The organism is Ornithinimicrobium tianjinense (assembly GCF_014636495.1).
Taxonomy (GTDB): domain Bacteria; phylum Actinomycetota; class Actinomycetes; order Actinomycetales; family Dermatophilaceae; genus Ornithinicoccus; species Ornithinicoccus tianjinensis.
This window is the reverse complement of the sequence record NZ_BMEM01000001.1, coordinates 1,166,167-1,181,404: the sequence shown is the minus strand read 5'-3', so window position 1 is coordinate 1,181,404 and position 15,238 is coordinate 1,166,167. Positions and strand designations below refer to the sequence as shown.

The window sequence follows — 15,238 nt, the reverse complement described above, 5'->3', positions numbered from 1 at the left end:
CCTATCCTCATCGGCCGTTCGGCTGGACGAGCTTGTCCTGCTGGTCCTGCTGCAGCTCGTACTGGTCGAACTCCGGGCCGAGCTGGCCCGTCTGACCCTCGTCGCGCAGGCTCTGGATGTAGGCGTCGTACTCCGCCTGGGGCACGACCTTGACGTTGAAGAGCATCTCGGAGTGGTAGGCACCGCACAGCTCGGCGCACTTGCCGTCGAAGGTGCCCTCCTCGGTCGTCGTCACCTGGAAGATGTTGACGCGCCCGGGCACCATGTCCAGCTTCTGGAGGAACTGGGGCACCCAGAAGGAGTGGATGACGTCACGCGAGGTCAGCACGAACTCGACGCGGCTGTCCACGGGGAGCACCATCGTCGGGAGCGTCTCGCGCAACCCGGGCTCACCGTCGTTGAGGTCCTGGGCCTGGACCCCCGACTCGTAGACGTCCTCGTTGACGTAGTTGAAGTCCCAGCTCCACTTCTTCCCGACGACGTTGACCACGACGTCCGGGTTCTCCTGGCGCTCGAGCAGGGTGTTCTGCACCTCGACCGTCTTGCCGAAGATGGCAGCGACCATCAGCACCGGCACGACCGTGTAGAGGATCTCCAGCGGCACGTGGTAGCGGAACTGCGTCGGGAAGTCGGAGTCGCTGCGACGCCGGTAGGCGAACAGGCTCCACAGGATCAGGCCCCACACGAGGATGCCGACCGCGAGCGCGGCGATCCACACGGCGTTCCAGAAGTGGACGACGTCCGTGCCGGCCTCGGTGACCGGCTCGGGAAGGTAGCCCCGCGTGAAGGCCTCACCGCAACCGCTCAGCACGAGGGCCGTCGTCGCCGCGACGGCGACCAGCCCCACCCGCTTTCCGGCCGTGGGCCGGGAATCCTGACGCCGTTGCACTGGGACACCTCGCACTTTCCGACTACCCGCCATGACAGGGTCAAACCATACCGTCACCTCTGCCGCATTCTGTCACGCGGGCGACACGTGCGACAGGTGTCGCCCGCCAGCGCACCGGAAGCTCCCCCCGGACCGCCTCCGCGACGCCCTGGAGGTATGCCGCGCGGCTCACCTCCCGTACGCCGAGCGTGCCGAGGTGATCGGTCCGCCACTGGACGTCCACCAGCCACGGCTCCCCGTCCTCCTCCATGGCCCTCACCAGCCCGACGACGGCCGCCTTCGACGCGTCGGTGACGCGGTGGAACTTCGACTCCGCCGCGAAGAGGCGGCCGATGGCCAGGCCGTACAGACCGCCGACCAGCTCCCCGTCACGCCACGTCTCGACGCTGTGGGCCCAGCCCAGCTCGTGGAGGCTCGTGTAGGCGCGCACGATGCGGGGAGTGATCCATCTGCCGTCCCGCTCGGGGTCCGCGCAGCCGGCCACGACGTCGGCGAACGCCGTGTCGTAGCGGATCTCGAAGCCGCGCAGGGACCGACGCAGCGAGCGACTGACGTGCAGGTCACCGGGCAGCAGCACCCCGCGCGGGTCCGGCGACCACCAGCCGAGCGGCGGTCCGCCCTGGGGACCGAGGCCCATGGGGAACAGCCCGTGCCGGTAGGCCTGCAGGATCGTGCCCGGCTCGAGGTCGGCTCCCACCCCGACGAGGTCCTCCCCCGGCTCGGCCCCGGACGCGTCGAGCCCCCACCGGGACGGCGGGGGCTCGACGGGCACGCGGTGGGCCGCTGGGATCAGCTGAAGCTGTCGCCGCAGGCGCAGGAGCTGCCCGCGTTGGGGTTGTCGATCGTGAAGCCCTGCTTCTCGATGGTGTCGGCGAAGTCGATCGTCGCGCCGTCGAGGTAGGGAGCGCTCATCCGGTCCACGACGACCTCGACACCGTCGAAGTCACGGAACAGGTCGCCGTCCAGGCTGCGCTCGTCGAAGTAGAGCTGGTAGATGAGGCCGGAGCAGCCACCTGGCTGCACGCCGATGCGCAGGCGCAGGTCGTCTCGGCCCTCCTGCTCCAGCAGGCTCTTGACCTTGGTCGCGGCGACGTCGGTCAGCTGGACGCCGTGGGTCTGGGTGGTGGTCTCGCTCATCGCGGTGTCCTCTCGGGTGAGGGAAGTCGTCACGGGTGGGCAACTCCGCAGGGGCTGGCGTTGTTCCCGCCTCATCCAGGGTACGCCCGCCGCGCTGCTGCTCGACGACGCCCCGCTGCTAGGCGGACGGCGGAGCCGGCGTCCAGGTCCGGGCGACGCGCGCCGCCAGCTCGCCGGCCGTCTCTCCCCCGCGCCGCTCGTAGGACCCGCTCACCCCGAGCGACATCCCCTCACGCCGGCCGACCGCCACGCTGTCCGCCAGCACGACCGTGGGTGTCGCGGTCTCCAGCGCCGCCTGCGCCGTGTCCGCCAGCACGCCGTCGTGGACGGTGCGCCCGTCGTAGGCGGGACTCGCCAGCACCAGCAGCGCACCGGGCAGCCGGGCGCGGATGCCGAGCTCGTCCAGCAGCAGCCGCGCGCCGGTCTCGGTGCGGGCCCCGAGCAGCTGCAGGGCGTAGCCCACGCCTCCGCCGGCTCCCGAGCCCTGCTCCCGCTCGGGCCGCCGCGGGAGTCCGGTGAGCAGGTCGCGCACCGGGGGAAGGACGCGGTTGACGCGGTCGCTCAGCTCGCCGAAGGCGGTCTCCAGGCGCTGGCTGACCTCCGGCGCGACGCCGTGCTCCTCGGTGAGGGTGGCGGACGCCCCGTGGAAGCCCAGGAGCGGGCCGTCGCCGGTGACGGCGGCCACCAGGCGCACGCCGGCCCACTCCTGCCGCACCCCGGCCAGGCGCTCCAGGTCGTCGCCGGCGCCGAGCTCGGCCAGCAGACCCGCTCCCCCGTCGTGGCACGCGAGCGGACCGACCCCGACGACGATGCGCTGCACACCCAGGTCGCGCGCGAGGCGCAGCAGCCTGCCCACGCCGGCGCTCGACATACCTGAGGGGTCTGCGAGCCGGTCCGGGCCGACCAGGTGCCGCCCGCACGCCTGCGCGCTGTCGAGGTATGCCGTGCCCGTCGCCTCGACCACGGCGATCTCCGCTGGCACGTCCTCACCGGTCGGGCCGGGGACGAGGACCGGGTGACGCACGGCGCCGAGCGACCGGGCCACGACGTCGCCGAAGCCCGCTCCCCCGTCGTGCGAGGCGAAGGTCTCCACCGTCACGTGCGGGGCCGCCGCCGACCACCCCTCGGCGACAGCCTTCGCGGCCTCGTGCGCGGGCAGGTCCGCGAGGCCGTCGGAGACGACGACCACGCGGGGACCGGACGCGGACGGCATACCCGGGCCGGTCAGGCGTAGACCATCTGCATGGCCTCGCGCACCTCGGCGAGGGTCGCCTCGGCGACCTCGTTCGCGCGGGAGTTGCCGGCGGCGAGGATCCGCCGCAGCTCCGCCGGGTCGGCCTCAAGCTCGGCGCGGCGGGCGCGGAAGGGGGCGAAGTAGTCGTTGACCGACTCCGTGACGAGCTTCTTCAGCGCGCCGGACCCGCCGTCGCCGATCTCCGCGGCGATGTCGTGCGGGTCGCGGCCGCTGGTGAGGGCGGCGAGGAGGACCAGGTTGGAGACCTCCGGGCGCCCGACCGGGTCGAAGGTGATGTGACGGTCGGAGTCGGTGACCGCCTTCTTGAGCACCCGCGCGGTGTCGTCGGCGCTCATCCGCAGCTCGATGGTGTTGCCCTTGGACTTGCTCATCTTCGTGCCGTCGGTGCCGAGCAGGTTGGGCACCTCGGACAGCAGCGCGTCGGGCTGGGGGAACACGGGGGCGCTCTTGTCACCGGCGCGGCCGTAGCGCTCGTCGAAGCGGCGGGCGACGACCCGGGTCTGCTCCAGGTGCGGCAGCTGGTCCTTGCCGACGGGCACCACGTTGGCCTTGCAGAAGAGGATGTCCGCGGCCTGGTGGACCGGGTAGGTGAGCATGAGGCCGCTCATCGGCCGGCCGCCGGTGGCCTCCTGCTCCGCCTTGACGGTGGGGTTGCGGCGCAGCTCGCTGTCGGTGACCAGGGAGAGGAAGGGCAGCATGAGCTGGTTGAGCGCCGGGATCGCCGAGTGCGTGAAGATCGTGGTGCGCTCGGGGTCCAGGCCGATCGACAGGTAGTCGGTGAGCAGCGAGTAGACGCGCTCCTGGATGCTGTCGACCTCGTCGCGGTCGGTGATGACCTGGTAGTCGGCGATGAGGACGAAGGTGTCGACGCCCTTGTCCTGCAGGGCGACGCGGTTGCGCAGGCTGCCGAAGTAGTGGCCCAGGTGGAGGTGCCCCGTCGGCCGGTCGCCCGTCAGCATCCGGAAGACGCTCGGGTCGGTCTCGAGCTGCCGCTCGATCTCCCGGCTGCGCGCGACGCTGCGGGCCAGCGAGGCGTCGGAGGTGGAGTCGGCGAGGGCGTCGGAGGAGTCGTCCAGGATCACGTCGGTAGGGGCGGTCACGTCGGGCGATCCTACTTGACGCCGTGCAGTATGCTGCCCGCAGGCGTGCTTTCCCCGACGGGGTCCCGGGGTCGCCGGCCGTGAGCTAGGTCGAGCCATCCGTGCTCGCGGCACGGCCATGTCATCGAACACCGGTGCGTGGTCGACAACTCAGTCGGCGACTCGCCGGACAGACCCGTGACCCTAGGGGGCCTCATGACTTCTCAGACCAGCAGTACCCGCACGCCGAGCCGCCGCACCCTCGTGAAGGGCGCCGCCTGGAGCGTGCCTGTGATCGCGGCTACCGCTCCCGCAGCCCTCGCCGGGGCCAGCTGCATCCCCGTCTTCACGGCCGCACCCACCTCAGTCAAGTGCTGCAGCGGTCCGTACAAGACGATGAAGGTCGACATCATCGTCACGGACGCCAACAACTGCATCGCCGGTGGCGAGTCGATCTGCATCGAGTCGGTGACGCCGCCCAACGGCTCCGTCGAGAAGACAAGCGTCAAGCCAAGCCAGTGCACGAACGAGGGGGGCACCATCACGGTGTACCTCGAGGGCGTCAGCAACTGCACGGTGAACATGGTGGTGGGTTTCCGCGTCGCTGGCGGTCCGCTCCAGTTCACGACGATGAAGTCCGACAACATCAGTGACTCCGCCATCTGCCCGATCGTGCCGCCTGCCGACGCGATCCCCCTGAACTGACGCAGTACCCGAAGGCCCGGTCCGCCACGGATCGGGCCTTCGGCGTCTCCCCTCTGTTCAGCCACCTCTCAGGTGCGGTACGGTTCGACAGTGCCGACATCACGTTCGGCGTGCGTCCGCTGCACGGATGGGGTCTCGGGAGGACTTCGCAGGGGGCGGCCTGACTCGGGGAAAGGGGCATCCAGCCCATGACCAGTTCCGTGACCCGGCCTACCCGCCGGACCCTCGTCAAGGGCGCCGCCTGGAGCGTGCCCGTCGTCGCCGTGGCCGGCGCCGCGCCCGCCTTCGCCGCCTCGCAGGAGGTGTGGTTCGAGAACCTCCAGAGCGCCTGCAAGCTGCCAGGTGCCTCGTGCGAGAAGGACCGGGGCGTGACCAAGGGCTACGCGATCGCCCTGCGCCTGTGCAGCAACGTGCGCAGCGACGTCCTGATCAGCTTCGCCGATGCGACCGTGTCGCTCGGGGGCGCTCCCGCCACCACCGGGTGGGACGTCCAGCCCGACCCGCTCCCCATCAACTACGACGAGACGCTGCCGGTCCCGCAGTGCGACGTGGTGGTCATCTCCGTCGAGGGCGAGCCCAACAGCGCCAACGTGAGCATCTCGGGCGTCATCCCGTTCACCTGGACCTCGTCGAGCGGCCTGTCCGGCTCCGGCATCGTGAACTTCAGCGCTGCCAGCACGCCTCCCTGCGAGAACTGCACCCCTGCTGCGGCACTCTGACCCAGCACGCACGAAGGGCCGGTCCGCCTCGGACCGGCCCTTCGGCATACCCGCAAGAGCGTCCCGCAAGGATCGTCACGTAGAAGTCCGGACCCCTCCCGACTCCTACGTGACGCTATCCACGGGACGCCTCACGCCGACGCGCCCTACTTCGGCCCGAGCGCCTCGCGCCCGGCCGGCACCTCCCACCCGGACGTGTCCGGCCCCTTCGGCACGATCCCGGTGGGGTTGATGTCCAGATGGGTCGCGTAGTAGTGGGCCTTGACGTGCTCCAGGTTCACCGTCGAGCCGAAGTCCCACGTCTGCCACAGGTCGCGCGCGTAGGCCCAGAGCACCGGCATCTCGGTCAGCTTGTTGCGGTTGCACTTGAAGTGACCGTGGTAGGCCGCGTCGAAGCGGACCAGCGTGGGCCACAGCCGGACATCGGCGAGCGTCAGCTGCTCCCCCACGAGGTAGCGCCGCGTCGCCAGGTGCTCCTCGAGCTCGTCCAGCCGCGCGAAGAGCCGGTCGTAGGCCTCGTCGTAGGCCTCCTGGCTCCCGGCGAAGCCGCACCGGTAGACCCCGTTGTTGACCTCCGTGTAGTTGCGGTCCGACATCGCCTCGATCTCCTCCCGCAGCGCCTCGGGCCACAGGTCGGGCGCGTCGGGGCGCTGGTGGTCGGTCCACTCGGTGACCAGGTCCTTGACGATCTGGTGGAAGTCGTTGGTGACGACCTGGCCGGTCGTGGTGTCGACGATGGCCGGCACGGTCACTCCCGACTCCGGGTAGCCGCCGGGCCGCGCGTCGTAGGCGTCCTTGAGCCTCGGGATGCCCAGCACCGGGTCCACCCCGCCCGGGTCGAGGTCGAAGGTCCACGAGTCCTCGTCGTGCACCGGCCCCGCGACCGCCATCGACAGCACGTCCTCCAGCCCCAGCAGCTGACGCGTCAGGATCGTGCGGTGCGCCCACGGGCAGGCCCGGCTCACGGCCAGCCGGTAGCGCCCCGGCTCCACGGCGAACCCGTCGCGCCCGTCGCGGGTGATGCGGGTCGGGATGTAGCGCGTCTTGCGCTCGTAGCTGCCCTCCCCGCTGACGTAGCTGCCCTGCTTGCCCTTCTCCTCGCTCACGTCCTCACTCCTTCTCGATCGTCGACAGCCGCTGCAGCAGCATCGCCTCGGCGAGGCAGACCCGCTCGAACTCTCCCAGGTGGAGGCTCTCGTTGGCGGCGTGCGCCCGGCTGTCCGGGTCCTCGACGCCGGTGACCAGGATCGCCGCCTGCGGGAACTTCTCGGCGAACGCCGCCACGAACGGGATCGACCCGCCCACGCCCATGTCGACCGGCTCGACGCCGTCCCACGCGTCGCGGAAGGCAGCGCGCGCCACGTCATACACCGGCCCCTGCGCGTCCGCGGCGAAGCCGGCGCCCTCGTCGTCGAGGGTGACGCTCACCTGGCACCCCCACGGTGCGTTCGCATCGAGGTGCTCCTTGAGGGCGAGGTATGCCGTCTCCGGCGCCTCGGCGGGGTGGATGCGCATCGACAGTTTGGCCCGTCCGACCGGGGTGAGCAGGTTGGCGGCCCGGTCGACCGACGGTGCGTCGATGCCGATGACGGTCATGGACGGCCTGGTCCACAGGCGGGACAGGATCGAGCCGGTGCCGATCGGTGACACGCCCTCGGCCAGGGCGTGCTCGCTGCGCAGGTCCTCCTCCGAGTAGTCCAGGTCAGGAGCCTCCGAGCTCATCAGGCCGGCGACGGCCACGTCGCCGGCGTCGTCGTGCAGGGTGGCCAGCAGCCGGCACAGCGCGGTGAGGCCGTCGGGCACCGCACCGCCGGACATGCCGGAGTGGACGCCGTGGTCGAGGGCCCGCACCTCCACGACGACGCGGACCAGCCCGCGCAGCATGGTGGTCAGGGCCGGCACGCCGACCTTCCAGTTGCTCGAGTCCGCGAGGACGATGACGTCGCAGGCCAGCTTGTCGCCGTGGCGCTCCAGGATCGTCGGCAGGCTCTCGGAGCCGACCTCCTCCTCGCCCTCGACGAACACGGTGACCCCCACCGGCGGGCGGCCGCCGTGCGCCCGCAGCGCCGCGACGTGCGCCATGATGCCCGCCTTGTCGTCGGCAACCCCGCGGCCGTAGAGCCGCTCACCCACGAGGGTCGGCTCGAAAGGCTGGCTGTCCCAGTCGGTGTCGTCCCCCGGGGGCTGCACGTCGTGGTGGGCGTAGAGCAGCACGGTGGGTGCGCCGGCCGGCGCGGGCAGGTGGCCGATGACCGCGGGACGGCCGCCCTCACGGACGATCTCGACCTCCAGGCCCTCACCGCGCAGCAGGTCGGCCACCGCCAGGGCGCTGTCCTCGACGTGCCGCTGGTCGAAGGAGTCGAGCGACACCGAAGGGATGCGCGCCAGAGCCTCCAGGTCCGAGCGCACGCCCGGCATGAGGTCGGCCACGCGGGCGGCGAGGTCGGAGGGGTTGGTCTCGGTCTGGGCGGTCGGCCTCTGGGTCTGGTCGGTCACCCGCCCGACTCTAGCCAGGTGCGGGCTGACCGCCCTGCCCGCCGCGCGGCGTCAGCGGCGGCGGACGACCGCGTCGCCCCGGTTCACCGCCGGGCGCGGGACGCGGGAGCCGCGCATCTGCAGGGAGCGCATCACGACATACATCCCCGAGCCCTTGGGCGCCTCGTGGCCGAACGCCTGCGCGAACTGGGCGCGCACGGAGCGCCAAAGCAGCCAGGAGTTGAGGATCGTCAGCGCGATGAGCGAGTAGGCCGCCACCATGGACGCCACCCCGGCGCGGCTGTCCGGGACGAAGGTCAGCGCCAGGACGACCAGCATGGCCGGCAGGAGGTACTCCCCCACGCTGCGCCGGGCGTCGACGGAGTCGCGCAGGAAGCGGCGCTCCGGGCCCTGGTCGCGGGCAGGCAGGTACTTCTCCTCGCCGCGCAGCATGGCCTCCCGGGCGTGGGCGCGCTCGGAGCGGGCGCGCGCCTTCAGCTCCGGCGAGCTCGCCGCCCCCACGAGCGGTCGCCGGTTGGCGGCCTGCGCGTCGCGACGCTTCGGCGTCGGACGCCCCTTGCCGGCCGGGCGCGAGGTCTCGTCCGCCTCGGGGGTGGGGGCGGGGGTCGGCTCGGTCGGCTTCTTCGAGAACAGCACCGGCCCAGTCTAGGCGAGCCGGTATGCCGTCCCCGGCGCCTCCCGCACGCGGTCAGTCCGCGGGCGAGAGGCTCATCGGGCCGTAGACGTCGTCCTCCCCACGGCGCAGCGTCACGGCCTGCACCCCGGCGTCGGCGAGCGCGGGCCACTCCTGGCCCAGCCACGCCTCCGCGTCCGCCTGGGTCGGGAAGGTGCTCGAGGCCAGCCCGAGGTCCGTCATCGGGGTCCCGTCGGCCTGCTGGAAGATCCAGGTGTAGGTCTCGCTCATGGTCGTACCGTAGGACGCGGCACCGACTCTGTCCTAGGCTCGGGGATCAGCGACGGCCCCGCCCGGGGCCGGGACAAGGAGTGATCAGATGATCGACCAGCTCATGCGCGCCATCCCCACCGACGAGATCGCCCGCACCCTCGGGACCGACGAGGCCACCGCCACGCAGGCGGTCCAGGCTGCGCTCCCCGCGCTCCTCGGCGGCCTCGCCGCCAACAGCGAGTCGGACGAGGGCGCCCGCTCGCTCCTGGAGGCGCTCGGGCAGCACGAGAACGGCCTCGCGGACCAGGTCAGCCTGGACGCGGTCGACACGACCGACGGCGAGAAGATCGTGGGCCACGTCTTCGGCAACAACATCGACGGGATCGCGAACCAGCTCGGGGGCCTCGGCGGGGCTCAGACCAGCGGCCTGGTCCGCCGGCTCCTGCCGATCCTGGCGCCCATCGTGCTGTCCTGGCTGGCCAAGCAGATGACCGGCGCCGGTGCTGGGGGACGTGGCACCGCGTCGCCCGACCGCACCGCACCCGGCGGCTCCGTCTCCCAGCCCGACGGCCCGCTCGGGCAGGGTCGCCCCGAGAGCGCGCCGGCGACCGACAGCTCGAGCGGCATCGACGGGACGTCGATCCTGCGCGACATCCTCGGCTCGGCCCTGGGCAGCGCCACCGGCCGCACCTCCTCCGGCGGCGGCAGCATCCTCGGCGACGTCCTGGGCGGCCTCCTGGGAGGACGCCGCTAGGACGGGCCCCGGTGGCCCCGCAGGGACCTCCTGCGGGGCCACCGGCGTCGTCCGCAGGGCCGTCGTCGCGCTCAGACGACGTGGGTATGCTGGCGCCCTGGCGCGTGGGTCCCCCTGCCTCGTGCGTCCGACCACCCTGACGGAGGAGCCTTCATGACGACCACCCTTGTGCTCGGTGGCCCCCGGTGCGGGAAGTCCCGCCACGCCGAGGCGCTGCTCTCCGACCACAAGACCGTCACCTACGTCGCGACCCGCGTCCTGCAGGACCGCTCGGCGGACCCGGACCTGGTGGCCCGCATCGCCCGGCACCAGGAGCGGCGGCCCCGTCAGTGGCGCACGATCGAGACGCTCGACCTCACCCGGGCCCTGCTGGCCTCCCGCCAGCCGGTGCTCATCGACGACCTCGGCAGCTGGGTCCAGGGGATCCTCGACCACGGCTCGCTGTCGGACGACCCGCACCGGGCCCGTCAGGTGGTCGAGGAGCGTGTCGACGAGCTGACGGTCGCCCTCGCCGCCCTCTCCTACGACATCGTCGTGGTGACGCACGACGCCTCCTGGGTGCGTCTGCCCGACGACCCCGCGGAGCGGCTCTTCGTCGACCTGCTCTCCGACGTCAACCAGCGCGTCTCCGCCGTCGCCGGCCGGGTCCACGCCATCCTCGCGGGCCGGGTCCTCGACCTCAGCGACGCCCCCCGCCTGCGCGTCTGACGAACCTGCGCGTCTGACGAAGACAGACCTGCCCCGGGGCCGACCAGCGGCACCCGGGGCAGATCTCGCTCGGACGAGGCGCGCTGCGCCTCGATGAGCCTCGCTCAGGAGCTGGCGCCACCCTGCACGAACGGCGGCTTCCTCACCTCGGCCTCGATCTGACGGCCACGCACGTCGATCGTGACCTTGTCGCCCTCGTTGACCTCGCGGTCCAGCAGCGCCAGCGCGATGCCCTGCTTGAGGGTCGGGGAGAAGGTGCCGGAGGTGACCTCGCCGACGTTGTTGCCGTCGGCGTCCAGGACGGCGTAGTGCGAGCGCGGGATGCCCCGGCCGGTCACCAGCAGCCCGCCGGAGAGGCGGCTCTCCTTGGCCTCCTTCTGGGCGGTGAGCGCCTCCTTGCCCCAGAAGGTGTCCTTCTTCCAGCCCACGGCCCAGCCGGTGCGCGCCATCACCGGGGTGATGTCAAGGGAGAGCTCGTTGCCGTGGAGGGCGTAGCCCATCTCGGTGCGCAGGGTGTCGCGCGCGCCGAGCCCGCACGGCATACCGTCGAAGGGCTCCATCGCCGCGACGAGGGCGTCCCACAGGGCCGAGGCGTCCTCGACCTTGCAGACCAGCTCGTAGCCGCGCTCGCCGGTGTAGCCGGTGCGGCACACCGTCAGGGGGTGTCCCTCCCACTCGGCGGCGACGAAGCTCATGTACTCGTGACCGGTCGGCAGCCCCATCGAGTCGAGCACTTCGTCGGACTTGGGACCCTGCAGCGCGAGGATGGCGTAGTCCTCGTGCACGTTCTCGATCGTGATGCCCTCGGGCGCGGCCTCCTGGAGGCGGCGCACGACCTCGGCCGTGTTGGCCGCGTTCGGGATGAGCAGCACGTCGTCGTCCGAGCGCAGGTAGGCGATGAGGTCGTCGACGACGCCACCGTTCTCGTCGCAGCACATCGTGTACTGCGCCTTGCCCGGCTCGATCCGGTCGAGGTCGTTGGTCAGGCACGCGTTCAGGAAGTGCTTGGCACCCTCGCCCCGGACCTCGGCGTTGCCGAGGTGGGAGACGTCGAAGAGACCGACCCGCTCGCGCACTGCGGTGTGCTCCGCGACGACGCCGCCGCCGGGGTACTCGATGGGCATGGACCAGCCGCTGAAGTCGGCCATCTTGGCACCGAGCGCCACGTGCTTGTCGTGGAGCGGTGAGGTCTTCGTCGTGTTCTCGCTCATGCTCGTGAGCGTAGCCCGGTCCCTCGTGCCTTAGTGTCGGGGGCAGATCGACGAAGCTCCGACCCGAAGGACTGCCAGATGGCCGCACCCGACACCACCCTCCGACTCAGCGACGACAGCGCGGCGCAGACTGCCGCCGACGCGCTGGTCCTCGCCGTCTCCAAGGCTGCCGACACCCTCACGCTGGCCGACGGCCACGACCTGCCGGAGGAGGCGGTCGCCCACCTGCGCGAGGCCCTGACGGCCCTGTCCGTCGAGGCCGGCGCCGAGGAGGTCACCCGGCTCACCGGGGTGCCTGGCGTCGCCGCGCCGCTCGTCCTCGTGGTCGGTATGCCGCAGGCCGGCACCGCGTCCCGCGTCGAGCGGCTGCGCCGCGCCGCGGGCGTCGCCGCCCGGGCCCTGACCGGACGCTCGAGCGCCGTGTTCGCGCTCGGCCAGGCGTCCGCGGAGGAGGCCGCGGCCGTCGCGGAGGGCGCGGCGCTGGGCGCCTACGCCTTCACCGCGCACCACGGCGTCGGCAAGGCGTCCTCGGCCAAGACGCCCCTCGCCGAGGCGGTCGTGACCGGGGTGTCCGCGGACGAGGCCGAGGCGCTCTCCGCCGCCACGACCGCGGTGGTCGACGCCGTCCGGCTGACCCGCGACCTCGTCAACACCCCGCCCAACGTGCTCTACCCGGAGTCCTTCGCCGACCTGGTCACCCAGCGCGCCGCCGGCTCCTCGGTCGAGGCCGAGGTCTGGGACGTCGAGCGCCTCACGGCCGAGGGGTGCGGAGGCATCCTCGGCGTCGGCCAGGGCTCGGGCCGCGGTCCGCGCCTCGTGACCCTGCGCTACGCCCCCGAGGGGGCGACCCGGCACCTCGCGCTCGTGGGCAAGGGCATCACCTTCGACTCCGGCGGCCTGTGCATCAAGCCCGGCGCCTCGATGGTGACCATGAAGATGGACATGGCCGGGGCGGCCACCTGTGCGGCGGCGGTGCTCGCGATCGCCGAGCTCGGGCTCAACGTCCAGGTCACGGCATACCTCTGCCTCGCCGAGAACCTGACCGGGGACCTGGCGCAGCGCCCCGGCGACGTCGTGACCATGCGCGGTGGCCGCACGGTCGAGATCATCAACACCGACGCCGAGGGGCGCCTGGTGATGGCCGACGGGCTCGCGCTGGCCAGCGAGCAGCAGCCCGACGCGATCGTCGACGTGGCCACCCTGACGGGTGCCTGCATCATCGCCCTGGGCGACCGCACCACCGGCGTGATGAGCAACGACGCCGAGCTGCGCGACACCGTCACCCGGCTCGGCAACGAGGTGGGTGACACCTCGTGGGCGCTCCCCCTCCCCGAGGAGATCCGGCCGACGCTCGACACCCCCGTGGCCGACCTGAAACACACCGGTGAGCGCTCCGCCGGGGCCAGCGTCGCCGCGACCTTCCTCCAGGAGTTCGTCGGCGCCCGCGGCGAGGGCGAGGACGCACCCCGCATCCCGTGGGCGCACCTGGACATCGCCGGGCCGGCGTTCAACGAGAAGACGCCGTGGGGCTACTACCCCAAGGGCGCGACCGGGGCCGGCGTGCGCACGCTCGTGGCCCTGGCCCGCAGCTACGCCTCCTGAACCTTCAGGTAGGACGAGGGGCACCTTCCCGAGCGGGAAGGTGCCCCTCTTTTCCGTACTTTCCGTTGACGTGGCGTCGGCTCAGCCGCCGCTCTTGCGCCTGAACATCTGCTGCGCCCCCGAGGTCTTGGCACCTGCGGAGCCGGCCACCTTCCCGTGCTCGGAGTGGTCCGACACGTCGGTGCCCGCGTGGGCACGCTTCTTGGCCAGGGCCTCGCGGAACTTCGCCTTGACGTCGTCCGTCGCCGGAGAATCGCTCACGTCAGGCCTCCTCTCTCTCGGGGACATCGACCCGCCCACTCTCGCACGGCACCCCTGCCCGTGTCTCGTGGTTTACGCGTGGCAGGATTGCCGCCATGCCTGCTGAAGCATTCGACATCGTCATCCTCGGGGCCGGCAGCGGCGGCTACGCCTGCGCGCTGCGCGCCGCCCAGCTGGGCAAGACGGTCGCCCTGGTCGAGAAGGACAAGCTGGGCGGGACCTGCCTGCACAACGGCTGCATCCCGACCAAGGCGCTCCTCCACAGCGCCGAGGTCGCCGACACCGCCCGGGAGAGCGCCAAGTACGGCGTGCAGGCGACCCTGGAGTCGATCGACCTCAGCGGGGTGCACGCCTACAAGGACGGCGTCATCGGCCGCCTCCACAAGGGCCTCCAGGGCCTGGTGAAGTCCGCGACCGCCATCACTTACGTCGAGGGCGAGGGCCGACTGGCCTCCCCCACCACCGTCGTCGTCGGCGACCGCGAGCTGCAGGGTGAGCACGTGGTCCTGGCCACCGGCTCCTACGCGCGAACGCTGCCCGGGGTCGAGATCGGCGGCCGCGTGATGACCAGCGACCAGGCGCTCTCGCTGGACGAGGTCCCCGCCCGCGCGATCGTGCTCGGCGGCGGCGTCATCGGCGTCGAGTTCGCCTCCGTGCTGCGCTCCTTCGGCTCCGAGGTCACGATCGTCGAGGCGCTGGACCGGCTCGTCGCGGCCGAGGACCCGGCCGTGAGCAAGCAGCTCGAGCGGGCCTTCCGCAAGCGCAAGATCGTGGCCAGGACCGGCGCCCGCGTCGCCGGCGTGAGCCAGGACGAGGACAAGGTCACCGTCGAGCTGGAGGGCGGTCAGACCCTCGAGGCGGAGCTGCTGCTGGTCGCGGTGGGTCGCGGACCCCGCACCGAGGGGCTGGGCTACGAGGAGGCCGGGCTGACGATGGACCGCGGCTTCGTCATCACCGACGAGCGCCTCCAGACCGGTGTCGGCACCGTCCGCGCGATCGGCGACATCGTGCCCGGCCCCCAGCTGGCGCACCGCGGCTTCGCCCACGGCATCTTCGTCGCGGAGGACATCGCGGGCCTCGACCCGGCCCCGGTGCGTGACCACCTGATCCCCAAGGTCACCTACTGCGACCCGGAGATCGCCTCCGTCGGGCTCTCCGAGGAGCAGGCCCGCGAGCAGTACGGCGACGACGTCTCGACCTACGAGTACAACCTCGGCGGCAACGGCAAGTCCCAGATCCTGGGCACGGCAGGCTTCATCAAGCTCGTGCGCTCCGGCGCCGAGGGCCCGGTCGTCGGCGTCCACATGGTCGGTGCCCGGATGGGCGAGCAGGTGGGCGAGGCCCAGCTCATCGTCGGCTGGGAGGCCCTCCCCGAGGACGTCGCCACCTTCATCCACGCGCACCCGACCCAGAACGAGGCCTTGGGAGAGGCGCACCTGGCCCTGGCCGGCAAGCCGCTGCACGCCCACGCGTGAGATCAGGCGGCCGCTCCCGACCTGCGGCCGCAATCACCCGTAGACTGCCAATCCCCGGACG

General features: G+C 72.0%; 17 protein-coding genes. 6 read left to right on the top strand and 11 right to left on the bottom strand.

The window, feature by feature from the left end:
* Positions 1-7 precede the first annotated feature (7 nt).
* The 5 genes from ctaC to trpS form a co-directional block, all read right to left on the bottom strand.
* Positions 8-889, bottom strand: coding sequence for an aa3-type cytochrome oxidase subunit II (gene ctaC / locus IEV65_RS05500; RefSeq protein WP_229734923.1), 882 nt, complete (start codon positions 887-889; stop codon positions 8-10).
* A gap of 40 nt (positions 890-929) precedes the next feature.
* Complete coding sequence (gene aat, locus IEV65_RS05495; RefSeq protein WP_188428552.1) at positions 930-1,661, bottom strand: leucyl/phenylalanyl-tRNA--protein transferase; 732 nt, start codon at positions 1,659-1,661, stop codon at positions 930-932.
* A gap of 17 nt (positions 1,662-1,678) precedes the next feature.
* Positions 1,679-2,026, bottom strand: a complete 348-nt coding sequence (locus IEV65_RS05490; RefSeq protein WP_188428550.1) for a HesB/IscA family protein — start codon at positions 2,024-2,026, stop codon at positions 1,679-1,681.
* Positions 2,027-2,144: 118 nt separating this feature from the next.
* On the bottom strand, positions 2,145-3,239 hold the full coding sequence (locus tag IEV65_RS05485; RefSeq protein ID WP_188428548.1) for a glycerate kinase: 1,095 nt from the start codon (positions 3,237-3,239) through the stop codon (positions 2,145-2,147).
* A gap of 11 nt (positions 3,240-3,250) precedes the next feature.
* Entirely contained in the window at positions 3,251-4,381 is a 1,131-nt protein-coding gene (gene trpS, locus IEV65_RS05480; protein WP_425571169.1) for a tryptophan--tRNA ligase, read from the bottom strand.
* 195 nt (positions 4,382-4,576) lie between these two features.
* Here trpS and IEV65_RS05475 point away from each other — a divergent pair, with 195 nt between their 5' ends.
* Together IEV65_RS05475 and IEV65_RS05470 are read left to right on the top strand one after the other, a co-directional pair.
* Positions 4,577-5,065: a hypothetical protein gene (locus IEV65_RS05475; RefSeq protein ID WP_188428546.1), complete on the top strand. Its 489-nt coding sequence runs from the start codon at positions 4,577-4,579 to the stop codon at positions 5,063-5,065.
* A gap of 188 nt (positions 5,066-5,253) precedes the next feature.
* Positions 5,254-5,784 (top strand): hypothetical protein, encoded by a 531-nt coding sequence (locus IEV65_RS05470; RefSeq protein ID WP_188428544.1) that lies wholly within the window; start codon positions 5,254-5,256, stop codon positions 5,782-5,784.
* A 146-nt stretch (positions 5,785-5,930) separates the two neighbouring features.
* On the opposite strand, the gene IEV65_RS05465 is transcribed toward IEV65_RS05470, so the two are convergent.
* Genes IEV65_RS05465 through IEV65_RS05450 form a run of 4 tightly spaced genes read right to left on the bottom strand, consistent with a single transcriptional unit; the run spans position 5,931 to position 9,184 of the window.
* On the bottom strand, positions 5,931-6,890 hold the full coding sequence (locus tag IEV65_RS05465; RefSeq protein WP_188428535.1) for a glutathione S-transferase family protein: 960 nt from the start codon (positions 6,888-6,890) through the stop codon (positions 5,931-5,933).
* Positions 6,891-6,894: 4 nt separating this feature from the next.
* Entirely contained in the window at positions 6,895-8,280 is a 1,386-nt protein-coding gene (locus IEV65_RS05460) for a dipeptidase (RefSeq protein ID WP_188428534.1), read from the bottom strand.
* 51 nt (positions 8,281-8,331) lie between these two features.
* Complete coding sequence (locus IEV65_RS05455; protein ID WP_188428533.1) at positions 8,332-8,916, bottom strand: DUF3043 domain-containing protein; 585 nt, start codon at positions 8,914-8,916, stop codon at positions 8,332-8,334.
* A 52-nt stretch (positions 8,917-8,968) separates the two neighbouring features.
* The gene (locus IEV65_RS05450; protein ID WP_188428532.1) at positions 8,969-9,184 is read right to left on the bottom strand and encodes a hypothetical protein; all 216 of its coding nucleotides are present in this window, start codon (positions 9,182-9,184) and stop codon (positions 8,969-8,971) included.
* Positions 9,185-9,272: 88 nt separating this feature from the next.
* Between IEV65_RS05450 and IEV65_RS05445 the strand changes: the two genes are divergently transcribed.
* Both IEV65_RS05445 and IEV65_RS05440 read left to right on the top strand, forming a co-directional pair.
* The gene (locus IEV65_RS05445; RefSeq protein WP_229734922.1) at positions 9,273-9,920 is read left to right on the top strand and encodes a DUF937 domain-containing protein; all 648 of its coding nucleotides are present in this window, start codon (positions 9,273-9,275) and stop codon (positions 9,918-9,920) included.
* A gap of 153 nt (positions 9,921-10,073) precedes the next feature.
* Positions 10,074-10,628, top strand: a complete 555-nt coding sequence (locus tag IEV65_RS05440) for a bifunctional adenosylcobinamide kinase/adenosylcobinamide-phosphate guanylyltransferase (RefSeq protein WP_188428531.1) — start codon at positions 10,074-10,076, stop codon at positions 10,626-10,628.
* Between the two features lie 104 nt (positions 10,629-10,732).
* On the opposite strand, the gene gcvT is transcribed toward IEV65_RS05440, so the two are convergent.
* Positions 10,733-11,839 (bottom strand): glycine cleavage system aminomethyltransferase GcvT, encoded by a 1,107-nt coding sequence (gene gcvT, locus IEV65_RS05435; RefSeq protein WP_188428530.1) that lies wholly within the window; start codon positions 11,837-11,839, stop codon positions 10,733-10,735.
* A 78-nt stretch (positions 11,840-11,917) separates the two neighbouring features.
* On the opposite strand from gcvT, the gene IEV65_RS05430 reads away from it, so the two are divergent.
* The gene (locus IEV65_RS05430; RefSeq protein ID WP_188428529.1) at positions 11,918-13,441 is read left to right on the top strand and encodes a leucyl aminopeptidase; all 1,524 of its coding nucleotides are present in this window, start codon (positions 11,918-11,920) and stop codon (positions 13,439-13,441) included.
* A gap of 81 nt (positions 13,442-13,522) precedes the next feature.
* Here IEV65_RS05430 and IEV65_RS05425 read toward each other — a convergent pair whose 3' ends face one another.
* Entirely contained in the window at positions 13,523-13,702 is a 180-nt protein-coding gene (locus tag IEV65_RS05425) for a DUF5302 domain-containing protein (RefSeq protein ID WP_229734921.1), read from the bottom strand.
* A gap of 95 nt (positions 13,703-13,797) precedes the next feature.
* Here IEV65_RS05425 and lpdA point away from each other — a divergent pair, with 95 nt between their 5' ends.
* On the top strand, positions 13,798-15,177 hold the full coding sequence (gene lpdA / locus IEV65_RS05420) for a dihydrolipoyl dehydrogenase (protein ID WP_188428527.1): 1,380 nt from the start codon (positions 13,798-13,800) through the stop codon (positions 15,175-15,177).
* Positions 15,178-15,238 lie beyond the last annotated feature (61 nt).

What these genes read in the sequence shown, in the direction of transcription:
- IEV65_RS05445 (WP_229734922.1), top strand. Translation starts at nt 9,273, where the DNA reads ATGATCGACCAGCTCATGCGCGCCATCCCCACCGACGAGATCGCCCGC.
- IEV65_RS05440 (WP_188428531.1), top strand. Translation starts at nt 10,074, where the DNA reads ATGACGACCACCCTTGTGCTCGGTGGCCCCCGGTGCGGGAAGTCCCGC.
- IEV65_RS05430 (WP_188428529.1), top strand. Translation starts at nt 11,918, where the DNA reads ATGGCCGCACCCGACACCACCCTCCGACTCAGCGACGACAGCGCGGCG.
- IEV65_RS05485 (WP_188428548.1), bottom strand. Translation starts at nt 3,239, where the DNA reads ATGCCGTCCGCGTCCGGTCCCCGCGTGGTCGTCGTCTCCGACGGCCTC.
- IEV65_RS05470 (WP_188428544.1), top strand. Translation starts at nt 5,254, where the DNA reads ATGACCAGTTCCGTGACCCGGCCTACCCGCCGGACCCTCGTCAAGGGC.
- lpdA (WP_188428527.1), top strand. Translation starts at nt 13,798, where the DNA reads ATGCCTGCTGAAGCATTCGACATCGTCATCCTCGGGGCCGGCAGCGGC.
- gcvT (WP_188428530.1), bottom strand. Translation starts at nt 11,839, where the DNA reads ATGAGCGAGAACACGACGAAGACCTCACCGCTCCACGACAAGCACGTG.
- IEV65_RS05450 (WP_188428532.1), bottom strand. Translation starts at nt 9,184, where the DNA reads ATGAGCGAGACCTACACCTGGATCTTCCAGCAGGCCGACGGGACCCCG.
- IEV65_RS05475 (WP_188428546.1), top strand. Translation starts at nt 4,577, where the DNA reads ATGACTTCTCAGACCAGCAGTACCCGCACGCCGAGCCGCCGCACCCTC.
- IEV65_RS05490 (WP_188428550.1), bottom strand. Translation starts at nt 2,026, where the DNA reads ATGAGCGAGACCACCACCCAGACCCACGGCGTCCAGCTGACCGACGTC.